This window comes from Aquincola tertiaricarbonis (assembly GCF_000969605.1).
Classification (GTDB): domain Bacteria; phylum Pseudomonadota; class Gammaproteobacteria; order Burkholderiales; family Burkholderiaceae_C; genus Aquincola; species Aquincola tertiaricarbonis.
On record NZ_JZUE01000002.1, the window covers coordinates 114,552 to 133,792 of the forward strand.

At 74.8% G+C, this 19,241-nt stretch carries 10 protein-coding genes (1 of these 10 only partly in view); 9 read left to right on the plus strand and 1 reads right to left on the minus strand.

Translation table 11 applies throughout. From position 1 onward, the window contains the following. The 7 genes in view from VO99_RS02880 to VO99_RS30735 are tightly spaced (at most 44 nt apart) and all read left to right on the plus strand, a layout consistent with a single transcriptional unit that may run on beyond the window. A protein-coding gene (locus tag VO99_RS02880) for an Ig-like domain-containing protein (protein WP_046111311.1) crosses the window boundary here: on the plus strand, positions 1-7,711 show its 3' end. The gene continues 33,143 nt to the left of window position 1, outside the view; the window shows 7,711 of its 40,854 coding nt (coding positions 33,144-40,854); the start codon falls outside the window, past its left edge; its stop codon occupies positions 7,709-7,711. A 23-nt stretch (positions 7,712-7,734) separates the two neighbouring features. Then, the gene (locus VO99_RS02885) at positions 7,735-9,072 is read left to right on the plus strand and encodes a TolC family outer membrane protein (protein ID WP_046111312.1); all 1,338 of its coding nucleotides are present in this window, start codon (positions 7,735-7,737) and stop codon (positions 9,070-9,072) included. Positions 9,073-9,116: 44 nt separating this feature from the next. Continuing rightward, on the plus strand, positions 9,117-10,934 hold the full coding sequence (locus VO99_RS02890) for an efflux RND transporter periplasmic adaptor subunit (protein ID WP_157039413.1): 1,818 nt from the start codon (positions 9,117-9,119) through the stop codon (positions 10,932-10,934). Beyond that, positions 10,931-13,075, plus strand: coding sequence for a hypothetical protein (locus VO99_RS02895; protein ID WP_046111314.1), 2,145 nt, complete (start codon positions 10,931-10,933; stop codon positions 13,073-13,075). Before VO99_RS02890 ends, VO99_RS02895 begins: the two co-directional genes overlap by 4 nt. After that, positions 13,068-15,098, plus strand: a complete 2,031-nt coding sequence (locus VO99_RS02900; RefSeq protein WP_046111315.1) for a preprotein translocase subunit SecA — start codon at positions 13,068-13,070, stop codon at positions 15,096-15,098. Before VO99_RS02895 ends, VO99_RS02900 begins: the two co-directional genes overlap by 8 nt. Continuing rightward, entirely contained in the window at positions 15,095-15,790 is a 696-nt protein-coding gene (locus VO99_RS02905; RefSeq protein ID WP_083440316.1) for an efflux RND transporter periplasmic adaptor subunit, read from the plus strand. Before VO99_RS02900 ends, VO99_RS02905 begins: the two co-directional genes overlap by 4 nt. Beyond that, positions 15,775-15,975, plus strand: a complete 201-nt coding sequence (locus VO99_RS30735) for a hypothetical protein (protein ID WP_198156871.1) — start codon at positions 15,775-15,777, stop codon at positions 15,973-15,975. The genes VO99_RS02905 and VO99_RS30735 overlap by 16 nt, the downstream gene beginning before the upstream one ends. A gap of 12 nt (positions 15,976-15,987) precedes the next feature. Here the strand turns inward: VO99_RS30735 and VO99_RS02910 are convergent, their stop codons facing one another. Next, a complete protein-coding gene (locus VO99_RS02910) occupies positions 15,988-17,040 on the minus strand; it encodes a GlxA family transcriptional regulator (protein ID WP_046111316.1) in 1,053 nt (350 codons plus the stop codon). A 114-nt stretch (positions 17,041-17,154) separates the two neighbouring features. Here VO99_RS02910 and VO99_RS02915 point away from each other — a divergent pair, with 114 nt between their 5' ends. Together VO99_RS02915 and VO99_RS02920 are read left to right on the plus strand one after the other, a co-directional pair. Beyond that, positions 17,155-18,222 (plus strand): class I SAM-dependent methyltransferase, encoded by a 1,068-nt coding sequence (locus VO99_RS02915; RefSeq protein ID WP_046111317.1) that lies wholly within the window; start codon positions 17,155-17,157, stop codon positions 18,220-18,222. A gap of 30 nt (positions 18,223-18,252) precedes the next feature. Next, the gene (locus VO99_RS02920) at positions 18,253-19,203 is read left to right on the plus strand and encodes a LysR family transcriptional regulator (protein ID WP_046111318.1); all 951 of its coding nucleotides are present in this window, start codon (positions 18,253-18,255) and stop codon (positions 19,201-19,203) included. Positions 19,204-19,241: the final 38 nt, after the last annotated feature.

A 19,241-nucleotide genomic window follows, 5' to 3' on the forward strand; every position in this document is an offset into this window, starting at 1 on the left:
GATGGGCCGCGTGCTGGCCGAGACCGACGTGCTGGGCCGCACCACCGCCTATGCCTACGACGCGCTGGGCCGCCGCATCGGCATGGTGGCGCCGGACCCGGACGGCCCGGGCGGCTCCCTGGCCGCCGCGGTCACCGAATGGCGCTACGACGCCGTGGGCAACCTGGTGGAACGCATCGATCCGCATGGCGAGAGCGAGAAGACGGTGTACGACCGGCTGGACCGCCGCATCGAGCGCCTGGACGACGCCGGCGGCAAGACGCGCTGGACCTGGGATGCCGCCGGCCGCCTGACCGCGCTGGCCGATCCCAACGACAACACCACCACCTACCAGCACGACGAGCTGGGCCGGGTGACGCTGGAGAAGGACACGCTGGGCCACGAGCGCAGCAGCACCTGGGATGCCGCCGGCCGCCTCACGCGCCGGGTGGATGCGCTGGGCCGCATCACCGAGTTCGGGTACGACGACCTGGACCGCCCGACCGAGGAGCGCTGGCTGGACGCCGGCGGCGCGCTGGTGCGCAGCATCGTGCGGCGCTTCGATGCCGCCGGCCAGCTGCTGAATGTCACCGATCCCGACACCGACACCAGCTTCCGCTACGACGGCCTGGGCCGCCGCATCCAGACCGATACCGCCGCCGCGCCGGGCCGCCCGCGCCTGGTGCTGGACAGCCGCTACGACGCGGTGGGCAACCTGCTGGTCGAGACCGAGACGCTGGACGGCCAGCCGGGCGCCACCACGGCGCATGGCTACGACCGGCTGGACCGCCGCACCAGCAGCCTGCGCAGCGGGCCCGGCGTGGCCACCCAGCGCGCCGAATTCCGCCATGACGCCGCCGGCCAGCTGCTGCGCGTGGAGCGCCACGCCAGCGCCAGCGGCGACACGCCGGCGGTGGTCAGCAGCTACCGCTATGACGGCGCAGGCCGCCTGCTGCAGCTCACCCACGCCGGCCCGGCCGGCGTGATCGCCGACTACCAGAACACCTGGGACATCGGCGGCCGGCTGGTGGCGCAGGCCAGTGCCGATGGCAGCACCGCCTGGCGCTACGACGCGCTGGACCAGGTGCTGGGCAGCGACCACAGCGGCCAGCCCGACGAGGCCTTCGGCTACGACCCCGCCGGCAACCCGGTGCAGACCGGCGTGACGGTGGACACCGACAACCGGCTGACCAGCGACGGCACCTACCGCTACACCTACGACGCCGAAGGCAACCGCAGCACCCGCACCGAGATTGCCACCGGCCAGGTGACCACCTACGCCTGGGACCACCTCAACCGCCTGGTGGGCGCCGTCACGCGCGATGCCGGCGGCCAGCTGCTGAAGACGGTGGCGCTGCGCTACGACGCCTTCGACCGCAAGGTCTCGCGCACCGTGGACGGCAACACCGAGGGCTACGCCTGGAACGGCACCCACGTCGCGATGGTGTTCGACGGCGCCGGCCAGGTGGCCGAGCGCTTCTTCCTCGGCCCGCGGACCGACATGGTGCTGGCCGAGCAGCGTGGCGGCGCGCTGCGCTGGTCGCTGGGCGACCACCTGAACACCGTGCGCGACGTGGCCGATGCCGGCGGCAGCCTGCTCGACCATGTGCGCTACGACACCTTCGGCCGGGTGGTCTCGCACAGCGCGCCGGCCCAGGCGCCGCGCTTCGGATTCACCGGCCGCGACTTCGATGCCGCGCTGGGACTGGCCGACTACCGCGCCCGCTGGTACGACCCGGCCATCGGCCGCTTTGCCAGCGAGGACCCAAGCGGCTTCGCCGCCGGCGATGCCAACCTGTACCGCTACGTGGGCAACAACCCGCTCACCCGCACCGACCCCACCGGCCGCACCGCCGAGGAATTCCTGCAGCAGGTGGGCAAGAGCGTGGCCGTGGGCGTGGGCGCCGTGGCCGGCGTGGCCAAGGCCGCCTGGGACATGACGCTGGGCATGGTGTTCGATGCCGGCTGGCAGGTCGGCAGCGACATCGACTATGCGATGCAGCACGGCTGGTCGGGCCTGACGGCCAAGAAGGACGCCGAGATGGCCCGGGTGCAGGCGCAGCGCATGCAGGAGGCGATGGACCCCTGCAGCGACCTGCTGCACACCGTGACCACCATCGGCCAGCTGCCTTCCCGGGTCGGCAGCGCCATCGGCGAATCCTTCGATGCCTGGGCCGCCAATGTCGAGCGCCTCTACAGCAGCGAGAGCCTGACCGACAACCTCAAGGCCGGCTTCACCTTCGCCAAGCCGGTGGCCGAGGTGGCCGCCGTGGTGGTGCCGGTGGCCGGTGCGGTGGTGCGTGCGGGCTCCGAGCTGGTGTCGGGCATCCGCACCGCCTCGGCCATCGAAGGCGCCATGGCTTCCGGCCGCGCGCTGCGGGCCGAGGCCGCTGCGGTGGCCGAGGCCGCCGAGGTGCAGCGCGCCCGCCAGCTGGCCGGCGAACTGCGCGCCGCGCAGGCCGCCGCGGCTCAGGCGCGCGGCGCCGTCACTTACCGCCGCGACGTGGCGCAGTGGCTGGAGGCCAACTTCAAGCCGCGGCCCTTCGCCGAGAAGCCCAAGCCGGTCCGGGACGTCATGGTCGCCAAGACCAAGAGCACGCTGAAGGACCTGTTCGGCGCGCGCAGCGCGGCCGATTCCTTCGAGCGGCTGGCGGTGTCGCAGGAGATGTCGCTGGCCCGCCGCGAGGGCCTGAACCTGGCCGGCACCGCCTATGCGCCGGGCGAGCTGCGCATGGAGCTGCGCTCGGTGGACGTGCTGACCGAGAAGATCAGCAAGCTGGGCGCGCGGCTGGGCCTGGAGGCCAAGCCCGAGGTGCTGAAGGCCAAGTCGATCTTCGGCATCTCGTCCAAGGGCACCATCACCGACTTCAAGTCGCTGCGCACTTCCTGGCAGCAGGCCAGCGGCGAGACCTTCGGCCAGCGCTTCAAGGACTGGGCGCAGAAGAACTTCTACCGCTCCGACCTGGACATCGCCCGCGTCACCTACTCGGTGCCGGGCCAGCCGCTGAAGGTGCTGGGCAACGACGAGGTGGTGGCCCTGGGCCACCGGCTGAACGAGCGGCTGGCGTCCATGGGCCACACGCCGTCGTTCATCCACGGCTCGCACAACACCATGGACGTGCTGCGCGGCGGCTACCTGAACTACGAGGGCATCGCCAAGCTGGGCGGCCCGGGCGCGGTCACCGGCTTCCGGCTGGACGACGTCGGCAGCCTGGTCACGCGCGAGCTGTCCGAGCGCCAGATCTACAACCGCGCCATCGCCAGCAACGGGACCGAGCCCTGGTACGCCAGCTGGAAGCGGCCGGCCGGCGCCAACGTCACCAGCCGCACCGCCACCAGCGGCCCGAAGCTGGCCGGCGCCGCCCTGGGCGGTGGCAGCAGCCTGGACTGGGTGACGGTGGGCAGCGGCGTGGGCACCGCCAACCGCCTGGGCGCGGCCGGCGGCAACGTGGCCGCCGCGGTGCAGGCCACCCGCACGCAGACGCTGTGGCGCGGCATCGCCCTCACGCCCGAGGAAGCGGCCGGCCTGGCCGGCCAGGTGTCGGCCGGCCAGCCGCTGCTGTCGAACGCGGCCCGCAACGGCCTCACGCCGGCCCAGGCCGAGGCCTGGGCGCTGGAGATCGCCGCCCGCCAGAACCGGCCGGGCTCGCCGCTGCAGCAGATGGTGGCGGTGCATGTGGACGGATCCAACCCGAGCTCGCCCGGCATCTCCATGACCTCGCAGCGCGACTTCGCCGAGTACTTCGCGCTCACCGCGGCGCAGAACCGGCCGGGCACCCGGCCCTACCTGCTGCGGGCCGAGGTGCCCTACCCGCACGGCGGCGTGCGGCAGACCGGGCTGAGCTGGATCTCCGAGTACGAGACCACCTTCGTGCACCAGATGCCGGTGCGCGGCGGCGGCGTGTACGAACTGGAGGCCTCGCTGGTGCGCGGCAGCAACGGCAACCCCCTGCCGATGGCCAACACCCACGGCTACAAGCCGACCGGCGGTGCAGCGCCGGGGCCGCAGGCGCCCGCCGCCGGCCTGCCGGGCGGCGCGCCGCTGCAGGCCACGCCGGCCGCGCAGCCGGCCGCGGCCCTGCCGGAATCGGCGGTGCTGCAGGACACGACGCTGCTGCTGTCGCTGGCCGATGCGGCGCTGGGCCTGTGGCAGCAGGCGCTGGGCGACACCGCCGGGCTGCTGCTGCGGGTGTCCATCGCCGACCTGGCCGACGGCCAGCTGGGCCAGGCCTTCGTCACCGGCCTGGGCACCGACGGCAGGCCGGCCGAGGCGCGCATCGTGCTGGACTGGAATGCGGATGGCCGCGGCTGGTTCGCCGATGCCACGCCGCTGGAGGCGTCGGAATTCGGCGCCGCCGGTTCCGCCGCGGCCGGCCGCTTCGACCTCTTCAGCGTGGTGGCGCATGAGTTGGGCCACAGCCTGGGCCTGCTGCGCGGCTTCGCCGGCTTCGACCGGCATGTGCAGCAGGCGGCGGACGGCTCGCTGGTGTTCGTCGCGCCGGGCGTGCAGGCGGCGCTGTCGGCCGATGGCCAGCACCTGGCCGATGCCGGCGACCTGATGGCCACGCAGCTGGCCACCGGCCAGCGCCGGCTGCCTTCGGCGCTGGATGCGGCGGTGCTGGCCGCCGCACGCGCGGCCGGCCTGCCCGCCACCGGGCTGCCGGCCGGCCCGGCTGCGGCCACCGCCGCACCGGCGCTGCCGGTGGCGGTGATCAACGGCGACTTCGGCACCGTGCTCGGCGGCGCCGGCGGCGGCTGGACGGCCGTGGGCGGCGCCCGGGTGGAAGCCGGCCGCGGCGTGCTGACCGAAGACGGCACGCTGGCCTCGCGCTTCACCCAGGCGCTGCAGGTGCCGGCCGGTGCCCGCACGCTGCACTTCACGCTGGTGTCGGCGCAGTTCGACCCGGTGGCCGGCGGACCGCAGGATGCCTTCGAGGTGGCACTGCTGGATGCGGCCACGCTGGCGCCGCTGGGCGCCACCATCGGGCTGGCGGGCAGCGACGCCCTGTTCAACCTGCAGGCCGACGGCACCGCGTACCGCGCCGCCGGCGTGCAGACGGTGGCCTTGCCCGACGGCAGCACCCGCGTGGTGGTGGACCTGTCGGCCTTGCCGGCGGGCAGCCAGGCGGCGCTGTTCTTCGACCTGCTGGGCTTCGGCGCCCGCGGCAGCCGCGTGGTGCTGGACGACGTGGGCTTCGGCTTCGGCGATGGCGGCCAGGCGCCGGTGGCGGCGGACGATGCCTTCGCCCTGCCCGAGGACGGCAGCGCGCTGCTGGACCTCCTGGCCAACGACAGCGATGCCGACGGCGACCCGCTGGACACGCTGCTGGTGCAGGGGCCGGCCCATGGCGTGCTGGTGCGCCAGGCTGATGGCCGCTACAGCTACACGCCCGATGCCGACTGGTACGGCGTAGACAGCTTCACCTACCGCGTGGTGGCCGGCGGCCTGTTCGGCAACCTGGCCACGGTCACGCTGGAAGTGGCGGCCGTCAACGACCTGCCGGTGGCGCAGGGCGATGCCGCGGTGACGGCGGCCGGCACGCCGGTGGCGCTGGACCTGCTGGCCAACGACGCCGACGTGGACGGCCCGGTGCTGGCGGCCGAACTGGTCAGCGGCCCGGCGCACGGCAGCCTGCAGTGGTCGGCCGATGGCCGCGTGGTGTACACGCCGGCCGCGGGCTTCGCGGGGACCGACGTCTTCAGCTACCGGGCGCTGGACGGCGCCGGTGCGAGCGTGGCCGTCAACGTGACCGTGGTGGTGCAGCCGCCGCAGGAAGGCGGCGCGGCCCCGGTGGCACGCGACGACCAGGCGGTGCTGGACGAGGACGGCAGCCTGGCCCTCGACGTGCTGGCCAACGACAGCGGCAGCGCTGCGCTGGCCGCGGTGCTGGCCAGCGGGCCGCAGCATGGCCGCGTGCTGCTGCTGGCCGACGGCCGCTTCAGCTACACGCCGGACGCCGACTTCCACGGCAGCGACAGCTTCAGCTACCGCGCCACCGACGGCAGCGGCCGCAGCGCCCTGGCCACGGTGACGCTGGTGGTGCGGCCGGTGAACGACGCGCCGGTGATCGCGCCGGTGGTGCCGCCGCTGTTGGACGAAGGCCAGGGCTGGACGCTCGACCTCTCCGCCGGCGATGCCGACGGCGACGCCCTGCGCTGGACGCTGGACGAGGCGCCGGCCGGCGCGGTGCTGTCGCCGCAGGGCCGGCTCACCTGGCGCGCCGCCGATGGCGCGGCCACCAGCCGCTTCACCGTGCGGGTGGTGGACGTGGCCGGCGCCAGCAGCAGCCGCAGCTTCGACGTGGGCGTGCGCAACCTGGCACCCGCGGTGCGGGCCGGCGGCGCCAACCGCGTGGTGGTGGGCCAGCCCTATGTGCTGGACCTGGCCTATGCCGACGCCGCCGACGCCGTGACCGGCTGGGTGGTGGACTGGGGCGACGGCAGCACCAGCGTGCTGGGCGCCGACGCCACCCGGGCCAGCCATGTGTACACCGCCAGCGCGCAGCGCTCGGTGGTGGTCACCGCGATCGACGACGACGGCCGCTGGCAGGCCGCGCCGCTGGCGCTGACGGTGCTGGCCGACGGCCTGCCGCCGCCGGTCGATGGCGGCGGCAGCGGTGGCGGCACGGGAGGCGGCACCGGGAATGGCAACGGGAACGGCACCGGCGGTGTCGGCTCCGGCGCCGGCGGCGTGGGTGGCGTCGGCAGTGGTGTCGGCAGTGGCGGCGGAACCCCGGGCAGCAGCCCCGGCACCGGCACGCCGGCCACCACCGGCACCACCGTGGGCGCCGGCCTGCTGGCCGGCGGCTTCGGCCTGTCCACTGCCGGCGGCCTGGCCGGACTGGGCCTGGGCGTGCAGCCCGGCCGCGCCGGTGCGCTCGATGGCCTGGCCGGTGTGCAGCCGGCGCTGTACCTGCAGTCGGCGCATCCCAACGTGCAGGGCCGCGCCGTGGGCGCGCCGCCGGGCACCAGCCTGCCCCCGGTGCTCACCGCCGATGCGATGGCCGAGCTGCTGGAAAACGAGCCCACCGCCAGCGGCCAGCCGCCGCAGCCGGGCGTGCTGCGCGTCAGCGCGGTGGTGTTCTCCGGCAACGGCCTGCGGGTGCGCTTCAGCCTGCCGGTGGACGTGGCCCGCCTGGCCCAGCGCGATGCGGAGGGCCATGCCTGGCATTCGCCGCATGTGCAGGTGATGCGCGACGGCCGCCCGGTGGCCGGCGTGCTGCTGTTCGACCCCGACGGCCAGGGCTTCGTGTTCCTGGCCGAAGGCGGCCTGCTGCCGGAGGGCGACTACACCCTGCGGCTGGTGTCCGCCGCCGGCGCCTTCGCCACGCCCGATGGCCAGCTGCTGGACGGCGACGACAGCGGCCGGCCGGGCGGCGACTACCGCGTGCGCTTCCACGTCACGCCGGAGGCCGGCACCCTGCGCGCGCCGCGAGCGGCCACCGTGCCGGCCTCGCCCGCGCCGGCCGGCCCGCTGGCCCTGCTCGACCAGCCCTGGCTGGCCGCGCTGGCGGCGCTGGCGGCGGTGGGCCGCAAGCCGCGCGCGCGCCGCGACGCCGACCCGGCCGCGCCATCCGCACCGCAGGCCGACGACGCCCAGGCCGGCCTGCACCTGGCCTGGCATCCGCCGGCCGACGACACGCCGCTGTCGCCGCTGCATGCCCACCGGGTCGCCGGCGGCCTGCAGGACGGACCGGCCGACGACCTGAACGATTGGCGCATCACCCTATGAACCCGCTCACCCCTGTTCCGACGATGAAGCACGCTCCCCGCCGAATCCGGCACCTCGCCACCGCGCTGTTGCCGCTGGCGCTGCTGGCCGCCACCCTGCCCGCCGCGGCGGCCAACCTGGGCCAGATCCTGGAGCTGGCCAAGCGCCACGACGCCACCTATGCGGCCGCCCGCGAAGCGCTGCGGGCCGGCGAGGAGAAGGCCGAGCAGGGCCGCGCGCTGATGCGGCCCTCGGTGGGGCTGACCGGCAGCGTCAAGCATGTCAACGAACATGCGCTGCAGCGCGACGATCGCAGCGACTACAAGACCTCCACCGTCGCGTTGCAGCTCACCCAGCCCATCATGCGGCAGCAGAACGTGGTCTCGCGCGCCCAGGGCGAGCTGCAGGCCCGGCTGGCGGCCGAGCAGTTCCAGCAGGCCGAGCAGGACCTGTTGCTGCGCACCGCGCGGGCCTACTTCGAGGTGCTGCAGGCGCAGGACGTGCTGGCGGCCATCGGCTCGCAGCTGCAGGCCTTCGGCGAGCAGCTGGCCCAGGCCAAGCGCGGCTTCGAGCTGGGCTCGGCACCCATCACCGACGTCAACGAGGCGCAGTCGCGCCACGACCTCACCCGCGCGCAGCAGATCGCCGCGGAGAACGACCTGGCGGTCAAGCGGCGGGCGCTGCAGCGCATCATCCAGCAGGAGGTGCCTCCGCTGGCGCCGCTGGACGGTGCCGCCCGCGTGCAGGCGCCGCCGCCGGGCGAGCTGGCCGCCGACGTGGACCGCGCGCTCAACGACAGCGCGGCGGTGCGCATCGCCCGCACCAACCAGGAGATCGCCGAACGCGAGGCCGAGAAGCAGCGCTACGGCCACAACCCGACGGTGGACCTGGTGCTGGGCCTGAACGACAACCGCAACTCCGGCACGCCGGGCGCACTGGTGCGCACCGATGCCCGGCAGGCCACCATCGGCGTGGAGTTCTCGCTGCCGCTGTACCAGGGCGGCGCCATCAGCTCGCGCGAGCGGGAGGCGGCGGCCAACCTGTCGCGCGCCGGCTTCGAGCTGGATGCGGCCCGCCGGCAGTCGGAGTTCGAAGCCCGGCAGGCCATGCTGGGCGCGATGTCGGGCAGCGCGCTGGTGGCGGCGCTGGAACAGGCGCTCACCTCGGGCCAGACGCAGGTGCGCTCCACCCGCCGCGGCTTCGAGCTGGGCCTGCGCGCGCGGGTGGACGTGCTCAATGCCGAGCAGCAGCTGTTCGCCACCCAGCGCGACCTGGCCGCCGCCCGCTACCAGACCCTGGTGGCGGCCCTGCAGCTCAAGGCCGCGGCCAACACGCTGGGCGAGGCCGACCTGCGCGCACTGGATGCGCTGCTGAAGGAATGACGCCAGCCCTCGATCCCGTGGCCCCGCCCTCGCCGGTAGCTGCCGTGCCCGTGCCGCCCGCGGCCGCGCCCGGCAGCGCCTGGCAGCAGCTGGCACAGGCGCGCACCGTCCACGCGCTGTGCCAGGCCTGGCTGGCCGTGCTGTGCGGCGAGCTGACGCAGGCCCAGGCCGGCGTGGTGCTGCTGGCCGATGCCGAAGGCGCCTTCGCGCCCGCCGGCGCCTGGCCGCCCGGCCGCGCGCTGAATGCCCTGTCCGACGTGGCGCGGCAGGCCATGACCAGCCGCGCGGTGGCGGTGCAGCGCGGCGAGGAAGGCGCGCTGCGCTGCGCCTATCCGCTGCTGGGCGGCGACGGCGCGCTGGTGGGCGCGGTGGTGATCGACCTGGGCAGCGCCGCCGATGCCGCGGCCCTGGCCGCCTGCCGCCAGTGGCTGCACTGGGGCGCGGCCTGGCTGCTGGACCTGGCCAACCAGCAGGTGCTGCAGGCCCAGGCCCGGCGGCTGGAGCACACCGGCTTCGTGCTCGACCTGGTGCTGGGCACGCTGGGTGCGCCCGGCTTCCGCGAAGCCACGCTGGCGCTGGTCAACCGCGTGGCCGAGCGCCTGGCCTGCCACCAGGTGCTGCTGGCGCTGGACGACGGCCACCGGCTGCGCATCCAGGCCGTCTCCCATGCGGCCACCTTCGACGAGCGCAGCAGCCGCTTCCACCTGGCGGTGGAGGCGATGAGCGAGGCCGCCGACCAGCGCCAGCGCACCCAGCGCCCGGCGCCGGTCGCGGCCGAGGCGGCGGTGGCCGACCTGGCGCTGCGCCGCTATGCCGAGGCCACCGGCAGCGCCGCCCTGCTGGCCCAGCCGCTGGAGCAGCCCGGCCGCGTGGCCGGCGTGCTGCTGCTCGAACGCGACCAGCCCTTCCAGCCCGACGAGCTGATGCTGCTGGAAGCCCTGGGCCTGGCCCTGGCCACCACCCTGGCGCAGCGCCGCCGCGCCGACGAGGGCCTGGCCACCCATGCCCGGCGCAGCCTGCGCACGCAGGCGATGCGGCTGGTGGACAGCTCGCACCCGGGGCTCAAGCTGGCGGCCGGCGCCAGCGCGCTGCTGCTGCTGGTGCTGGCCCTGGTGCCGGCGCCCTTCCGCATCGCCGCCCCGGCCACGGTGGAAGGCACGGTGCAGCGTGCCGCGGTGGCGCCCTTCGACGGCTTCGTGCGCGAGGCACCCGGCCGCGCCGGCGACAGCGTGCGCGCCGGCCAGGTGCTGGCGGTGCTGGAAGACCAGGAGCTGCGGCTGGAGCGGGTGCGCTACGAGGCCGAGCTGGAACTGGCCCAGCGCAAGGAGAGCGAGGCCATGTCCGCCGGCAAGCGGGTGGAGCAGCGGCTGGCCGCCGCCCAGGCCAACCAGGCCCGGGCCCAGCTGGGCCTGGTGATGGAGAAGCTGGCGCGCGTGGCCATCACCGCGCCGGTGGACGGCGTGGTGGTCAAGGGCGACCTGTCGCAGCAGCTGGGCTCGCCGGTGCAGCAGGGCCAGGTGCTGTTCGAGGTGGCCGCCGGCGGCGGCTGGCGCGTGGTGCTGAAGGTGGACGAGCGCGACGTCGCCCATGTGCAGCCGGGGCAGGCCGGGGAGCTGGTGCTGTCCAGCCTGCCGGACCGCGCCTGGCCCTTCCGCGTGCAGCGCGTCACGCCGGTCAGCGTGGCCGAGGAAGGCCGCAACACCTTCCGCGTGGAAGCCGCGCTGGGCGACGACGCCCCGGCGCTCAGCCCCAACATGCAGGGCGTGGCCAAGGTGTCGGTGGGCCGCGCCGGCCTGCTGTGGGTGTGGACGCGGCCTGTGCTGGACTGGCTGCGCCTGGCCTGGTGGAAGGCCCTGCCATGACCTCGCTGCTGTCGAGCAACTGGTATCGCATCCAGCACCTGCGTCCGCGGCTGCGCGGCCATGCGCAGGTGCACCGCCATGTCTACCGCGGCCAGGTCTGGTACGTGGTGGAGGACCGCGCCAGCGGCCGCTACCACCGCTTCAATCCGGCGGCCTACCGCGTCATCGCGCTGCTGGACGGCCGCCGCGACCTGGGCACCGTGTGGCAGCTGGTGGCCGCCGACCCGCGCGAGGACACGCCGGGCCAGGACGAGATCGCCACCCTGCTGGGCCAGCTGCATGCGGCCGACCTGGTGCAGGCCGACGTCACGCCCGAGGTGGCGGAGCTTTTCGAGCGATGGGGCAAGGAGCGCAAGCGCAAGTGGATGGGCCGGCTGGGCAACCCGATGTCGCTCAAGCTGCCGCTGCTGGACCCTGACCGCCACGTGGCCGCCCTGGTGCGTGCCGCGCCGTGGCTGTGGGGCCGGGCCGGCGCGCTGCTCTGGCTGGCGGTGGTGCTGCCGGCGCTGGCGCTGGTGCCGGGGCAGTGGCAGGCCCTCACCGGCAACTGGCAGGAACGGCTGCTGTCCGCCGACAGCCTGCTGGTGATGGCGCTGGTGTTCCCGCTGGTCAAGCTGGTGCATGAGCTGGGCCATGCGCTGGCCTGCCGCATGCGCGGCGGCGAGGTGCATGAGCTGGGCCTGATGCTGATGCTGTTCTATCCCGTGCCCTATGTGGACGCCTCCGCCGCCTCCGGCTTCGCCGGAAAGTGGCAGCGCATGCTGGTGGGCGCGGCCGGCATGGGCGCCGAGCTGTTCGTCGCGGCGCTGGCCTTCTACGCCTGGCTGGCGCTGGAGCCGGGTTTCGCCCGCTCGGTGGCCTACGGCGTGTGCGTGCTGGGCAGCGTCACCACGCTGATGTTCAACGCCAATCCGCTGCTGCGCTACGACGGCTACTACATCCTGGCCGACTGGCTGGAGATCCCCAACCTGGCCAGCCGGGCCAACCGCTACTGGCGCCACCTGGCCGAACGCCACCTGCTGCGCCTGCCGCAGCCCGAGCCGGTGCATGCCACGCCCGGCGAGCGCCGCTGGTTCGCCGCCTATGCGCCGCTGGCCTACGTCTACCGGCTCTTCATCACCTTCGGCATCGCCTTCTTCGTGGCCACGCAGTACCTGCTGGTGGGCACGCTGCTGGCGCTGTGGGCGGTGGCCTCGGGCGTGCTGTGGCCGCTGGTCAAGATGCTCAAGGCGCTGTTCACCGAGCCGCGCTACGCCGCCCACGGCGCCCGCGTGCGCGGCGTGCTGGCCACCGGCGCGGCGCTGGCGGCGCTGTTGCTGTTCGTCGTGCCGCTGCCCTACCACACCGCCACCGAGGGCGTGCTGTGGGTGCCCGAGCGCGCCATCGTGCGGGCCGGCGGCGCCGGCTTCGTCAGCCGGGTGGCGGCCCGCAGCGGCCAGGCGGTGCAGCCCGGCACGCCGGTGCTGGAGGCCTACGACCCGCAGCTGGCCGCGCGCCGCGCCGCGCAGGAGGCCCGGCTGGAAGAGGTGCAGGGCCAGCTGGACGCGGCCTGGGGCAGCTCGCCCGCCCAGGCGCAGCAGATCGAGGAGCAGCTGCGCCGCGAGCAGGCTTCGCTGGCCGAGCTGGACGACCAGCTGCTGCGCCTGACCGCCCGCGCCGGCGCCGCCGGCGAGCTGGTGATCAGCCAGGAATCCGGCCTGCCCGGCCGCTGGCTCAAGCGCGGCGAGGTGGTGGGCTGGCTGCGCACCGGCGAGGCGCCGCTGGTGCGGCTGGTGGTGACGCAGGCCCAGGTGGACACGGTGCGCCGCTCCACCCGGGCCATCGAGGTGCGCATGCCGCAGGAGCCCGGCCGCAGCTGGCCGGCCACGCTCACGCAGGTGACGCCCGCGGCCGCCCAGCAGCTGCCCAGCCCGGTGCTGGGCCGCCAGGGCGGCGGCGAGATCGCGCTGGATCCGCGCGACACCAAGGGCACGCAGGCGCTGGAATCGCTGTTCGAGTTCGAGCTGCAGCTGCCGCGCGCGATGCCGCACGGCTTCCTCGGCAGCCGGGTGCATGTGCGCTTCGAGCATGCGCCGGAGCCGGTGGGGCTGCGCTGGGGCCGCGAGCTGCGGCGGCTGTTCCTGAGCATCAGCCATGGCTAGGACGCTGCTGCTCGACGTGCCCGACCTGGCGCCCGGCGCCTGGCCCGAGCGGCGCGACCGCCCCGCCAAGGCGCTGGACGCGCTGGCCCGCGTGGCCTGGAGCGCACTGCGCACGCGGCTGCAGCCGCCGCTGGCCGGGCTGCGCCGCATCGCCGGGCGCACCATGGCGCTGCGCGAGGCGATGCGGGCGCTGGACGACGAGGCCTTGCGCGCCGGGCTGGCCCGCATGGCGCCGGCCGCCGCACGCGACCTGCAGCCCGGCGACCTGGCCGCCGCGCTGGCCGCGGTGCGCGAAGGCGCCTGGCGCGCGCTGGGCAAGGAGCCCTTCGACACCCAGCTGATGGGTGCGGCCGGGCTGCTGTCGGGCCGGCTGGTGGAAATGCGCACCGGCGAGGGCAAGACCCTCACCGCCGGCCTGGCCGCCTGCCTGGCCGGGGCCGCCGGCCTGCCGGTGCATGTGATCACCGTCAACGACTACCTGGCCGAGCGCGACGCCGAGGAGATGCAGGGCCTGTTCGACTTCTTCCGCCTGCGCTGCGGCGTGGTGGTGCACGACCGCAGTCCGCAGCAGAAGGTGGCGGCTTATGCCTGCGAGATCACCTACTGCACCGGCAAGGACCTGGTGTTCGACTACCTGCGCGACCGGGTCAGCGCCGGCGGCGGCGCCACGCGGGCGCAGCTGGCCACGCGGGCGCTGGCCGGCCAGGGCGGCAGCCGGCTGATGCAGCGCGGCCTGCATTTCGCCATCGTCGACGAGGCCGACAGCGTGCTGATCGACGAGGCGAAGACGCCGCTCATCCTGGCCGAGAAAGGCGACCCGCTGGCCGAGCCGCAGGCCTTCCACGATGCGCTGGCGGTGGCCGACACCCTGGCCGCCGGCACCGATTTCCACCTGGACGGCGTGCGGCGCGAGCTGCGCCTGCTGCCGCCGGGCAAGGAGCGGCTGCGCGAGGCGGCCGCCGGCCGCGCCGGCCTCTGGGCCTCGGCCCGCGGCCGCGAGCATTTCGTCACCCAGGCCTTGCGGGCACGCCACCTGTTCCTGCGCGACCAGCAGTACCTGGTGGCCGAGGACGGCAGCGTGCAGATCATCGACGAGTACACCGGCCGCGTGCTGGCCGGCCGCACCTGGGAGCAGGGCCTGCACCAGATGATCGAGGCCAAGGAAGGCAGCGCCATCTCCAGCGACAACCGCACGCTGGCGCGCATCACCTACCAGCGCTTCTTCTGCCGCTACCTGCGGCTGGGCGGCATGACCGGCACCGCGCGCGAGATGAGCGCCGAGGCCCGCCGCACCTACGGCCTGGAGACGGTGACCATCCCGCCCCACCGCACGCCGCGCCGCGTGGCCGAGCGCCTGGTGCTGTGCCAGGACGAGGCCGCCAAGTGGCAGGCCGTGGTGCAGGCGGTGCGGCACTGGCAGCAGGCCGGGCGGCCGGTGCTGGTGGGCACGCGCTCGCTGGAGGCGTCCGAGGCGCTGAGCGCGGTGCTGGCGGCGGCCGGCATCGAGCACCAGGTGCTCAATGCGCGGCAGGACCAGGCCGAGGCCGACATCATCGGCCAGGCCGGCCAGGCCGGCACCGTGACCGTGGCCACCAACATGGCCGGGCGCGGCACCGACATCCGCCTGGGCCCCGGCGTGGACGCCGCCGGCGGCCTGGGCGTGGTGCTCACCGAGTTCCATGAATCCGCCCGCATCGACCGCCAGCTCATCGGCCGCTGCGCCCGCCAGGGCGACGCCGGCGGCACCGCCACCGTGGTGGCCGCCGACGATGCGCTGTTCGGCACCCATGCACTGGCGCGGCGCCTGGTGCGCTGGGCCGGGCACGGCCGCCCGGTGGCCGTGCTGCAGGCACCCGGCGTGGCCACCACCCTGGCGCACCGGCGCGATGCCGCCCTGCTGGACCTGGCCCGCCGCCTGGCCCAGGGCGCCTCCGAGCGGCGCCATGCACGCACCCGGCGCGACAACCTCAAGCAGGACCGCGCCCTCGACACCCAACTGGCCTTTGCCGGCAACCAGATATGAACCGAACCGCACCCTTCTTCCGCCGCCCCCGCCTGGGGCCTGCCCTCGCCGTGCGCCTGGCGGGGCCGCTGTGCCTGGCCGCCGCCGCCGGCGCCGCCTGGCCGGCGCCGCAGGATGGCCCGCCGCCCGCCGCCGGCCATGCCTGCCTGATGGAGCCATTCCAGAAGATCGAGCTGCGCAGCCCGGTGGAAGCCACCATCGCCGCGGTGCATGTGGACCGCGGCGCCTGGGTGAAGAAAGGCCAGGTGCTGGTGGACCTGGACAGCGCCGCCGAACGCGCCGCGCTGGAGGCCGCGCGATACCGCGCGGTGATGGAAGGGCCGGTGCGCACCGCGCAGAGCCGGCTGGAGGCGGCGCGGGAGAAGTTCGCCCGCCGCGACGAGATGAGCAAGGAGCACTTCATCGCCCGCCAGGACCGCGACGATGCCCGCACCGACGTGCGCGTGGCCGAGGCCGCGCTGGTGGAAGCCGACGAGAACCGCCGGCTGGCCGTGCTGGAGCAGCGAAAGCTGGCCGAGCTGGTGGAGCAGCGCAAGCTGCGTGCGCCCTTCAACGGCGTGGTGACCGAGCGGCTGCAGCAGGTGGGCGAGCTGGCGCAGACCGGCGAAGCGCGCGGCCCATCCTGCGGCTGGCGCAGACCCATCCGCTGCGGGTGGAGGTGGTGCTGCCGGTGGCCATGCTGGGCAGGGTGAAGACCGGCATGCGCGGCGAGGTGTCGCTGGAGGCGCCGCTGTCGGGCCGCCATGCGGCGCTGGTGACCGTGGTCGACCGCGTGGTCGATTCGGCCAGCGGCACCTTCGGCGTGCGGCTGGAGCTGCCCAACCCGAACGGCGAGCTGCCGGCCGGCGTCAAGTGCCGGGTGCGGTTCGAAGGCTGAGGCAGCGGCGGGCTACGGCCGCGCGAAGTCGGGGATGCGGAAGCGCTTGCGGTAGGCGCCCGGCGCCAGGCCGGTGGTGCGCTTGAACAGGCGGCGGAAGAAGGCGGCGTCCTCGTAACCCACGCGCCAGCCGATCTCGTCCACCGGATCGTCGGTGCGCTCCAGCCGCCGCTTGGCCTCCTCGATGCGCAGCCGCTGCACGTAGGCGATGGGCGCCAGGCCGGTGGCCGCGGTGAAGCGGCGCTTGAAGGTGCGCTCGGCCAGCCGGGATCGCTTGATCATCTCCTCCACCGGGCTGGCCACCGAGAAGTGGCTGCCCAGCCAGCGCTGCGCCGCCTCGATCTCGGCATCGCCGTGGTCGGCCCGGCCTTCGAAGGTGATGTAGGGCGCCAGGCCGTCCTGGTGCCACTGCAGCGCGAACAGGCGGGCCAGCGCCTGCGCGTCGGTGGCGCCGGCAAAGCGCGCCACCAGGTACAGCGCCATGTCGTGCCAGGTGGTGGAGGCGCCGGAGCTGACCAGGTCCTCCCGCGGGCCGGAGATCACCAGCACCTTCTCCGGATGGATGCGCACCGCCGGATGCGCCGCGGCGAAGGGCTTCGCATAGGCGAAGTGCACCGTGGCATCGCGGCCGTCCCACAGGCCCGTCTCCGCCAGCAGGAAGATGCCCGAGCAGGCCGAGCACAGCACCGCGCCGCGCTCGTGCATGCGGCGCAGCCAGTCCACCAGCCGCGGATGGCGGCCGGCCTGCCAGCCGGCGCCGCGCACCAGCAGCGAAGGCACGATGACGATGTCGGTGGAGGCCACCGTGTCGATGGCCCGCTGCACCGGCACCGGCACGCCGCTGGCGATGTCCAGCGCGCCGGCCGCCTCGCCCACGATCTCCACCTGGAACGGCGCGCGCGCCGGCGTGTCGGCCAGTCCCATCAGCGCATGCGCATTCATCACGTCGTACAGCCCGGCCAGCGTGGCGAAGCCGGCCTCGGGCAGCGCCACCAGCGACACATGGCGCGCAGCGGCGGGTGCATCGGCGGTGGATGCGGCGGACGGATGGGCGGATCGGGGCATCGGCGGGCCGGCGGTTGGCACGAACGGACCGATCTTGGGCGATTTCGGCTCTGCCGGGAATGGTGGCGCCTCGCGACGATGGGCGCCTGTTCAACCCCAACCACAGGAACATCCATGGAAACGTCCACCATCGACATGGCCCGGGTCGAGGCCTTCACGATGCGCGCCATCGGCGACGCCACCGCCGGCTACACCGGCGTGCTGGTCAGCCTGGGCCACAAGCTCGGCCTGTACAAGGCCATGGCCGGCGCCGGGCCGCTCAGCGCCAGGGAGGTCGCCCGCCGCGCGGGCTGCGCCGAGCGCTATGTGCGCGAATGGCTGAATGCCCAGGCCGCCGGCGGCTACCTGGCCTACCACGCCACCAGCGACACCTACGAGCTCTCGCCCGAACATGCGCTGGTGCTGGCCGACGAGGACAGCCCGGTCTTCATCCCGCCGGCCTGGGAGGTGCCGGCCGCCATGTGGTTCGACGAGCCCAAGGCGCTGGAGGCCTTCCGCACCGGCCGCGGCGTGGCCTGGGGCGAGCACGATGCCCGCATGGCCTGCGGCATCGCGGCCTTCTACCGCAACGGCTACCGCGCCAGCCTGGTGGCGCAGTGGCTGCCGGCGCTGGACGGCGTGGTGGCGCAGCTGGAGGCCGGCATCGCGGTGGCCGACATCGGCTGCGGCCACGGCCATGCCACGCTGCTGATGGCCGAGGCCTTCCCGCGCTCGCGCTTCCACGGCTTCGACACCCATGCGGCCTCGCTGGAGGCGGCCCGGCAGGCGGCGGCGGCCGCCGGCCTGGCGGACCGCACCTTCTTCGCGCAGGCGCGTGCCGACGACTACCTCGACCAGCGCTACGGCCTCATCTGCTTCTTCGACACGCTGCACGACCTGGGCGACCCGGTGGCCGCGGCCCGGCATGCGGCGCGCACGCTGGCGCCGGGCGGCACGGTGCTGCTGGTGGAGCCCTTCGCGCACGACCGGGTGGAGGACAACCTCACGCCGGTGGGCCAGCTGTACTACAGCGGCTCCTCGCTGATCTGCTGCGCCCATGCCATCGCCGAAGGCGGCCAGCTGGTGCTGGGGGCGCAGGCCGGGCCGCAGCGGCTGGAGCAGGTGTTCCGCAAGGCCGGCTTCAGCCACTTCCGCCCAGCGGCGCAGACGCCGTTCAACCTCGTCTTCGAGATCCGGCGCTGAAGCCAGCGCAGGCGCTGGAAGGACCGCACCATGGACCAGCTGCGTGCGATGCGCACCTTCGTCGAGGTGGCCGAGCGCGGCGCCTTCGCCGCCGCGGCGCGGGCGCTGGACCTGGATCCCTCGGCGGTCACCCGGCAGGTGGCCGAGCTGGAGGGCCTGCTGGGCGCGCGGCTGCTGGTGCGCAGCACCCGGCGCGTGGCTCTCACGCCCATCGGCCAGGCCTACCTGCAGCGGGTGCGCACCATCCTGCGGGAGGTGGACGAGGCCGCCGCGCTGGCATCCCACGGACAGCAGGCCCTCCAGGGCTGCGTGCGCCTGATCGCGCCGGCGCTCTTCGCCAGCCGGCAGCTGATGCCGCGGCTGGCGCGGCTGCAGGCCCGGCACCCGGGCCTGGCGGTGGCGCTGGAAACCGGCCCGGCGGCCACTGCATGCGAGGACCATGACATCAGCATCGTGGTGCAGGCCGGGCCGCTGGACGGCCGCTTCGTCGCCCACCGGCTGGCCGGCGCCGGCCTGCTGCTGTGCGCCAGCCCGGGCTACCTGCAGCGCCATGGCCGGCCGCTGCATCCCGGCGAGCTGGCCCGCCATCCGCTGCTGCTGGCCGAGCTGCCGCGCCGGCCACGCGGCCTGCGGCTCAGCCATGCCAGCGGCGCGGCGGTCGAGGTGCCGGCGGCAGCGGCGCCGCTGCACACCTCGCAGCCGGCGCTGTGCCATGCCGGCGCGCTGGCGGGCCTGGGCATCGCGGCGTTGCCCAGCTTCGCGGTGCAGGAGGAGCTGTCGCAGGGCCGGCTCGAGCAAGTCGTGCCCGACTGGCGCCTGCCCGGGCTGGCGGTGCATGCCTGCCTGCCCAGCCGCCGGCAGGTGCCGGCCGTGGTGCGGGCGATGCTCGACTTCCTGCGCGCCGAATTCCCCGGCGGCACGCACGACGCGTGGTCCATCGGCACCGCCACCGCGCTGCCCACGATGCGGCTGGCGGCATGAAGGCCGGCCGGCGCGCATGGGCGGCACCGGGGGCCTCC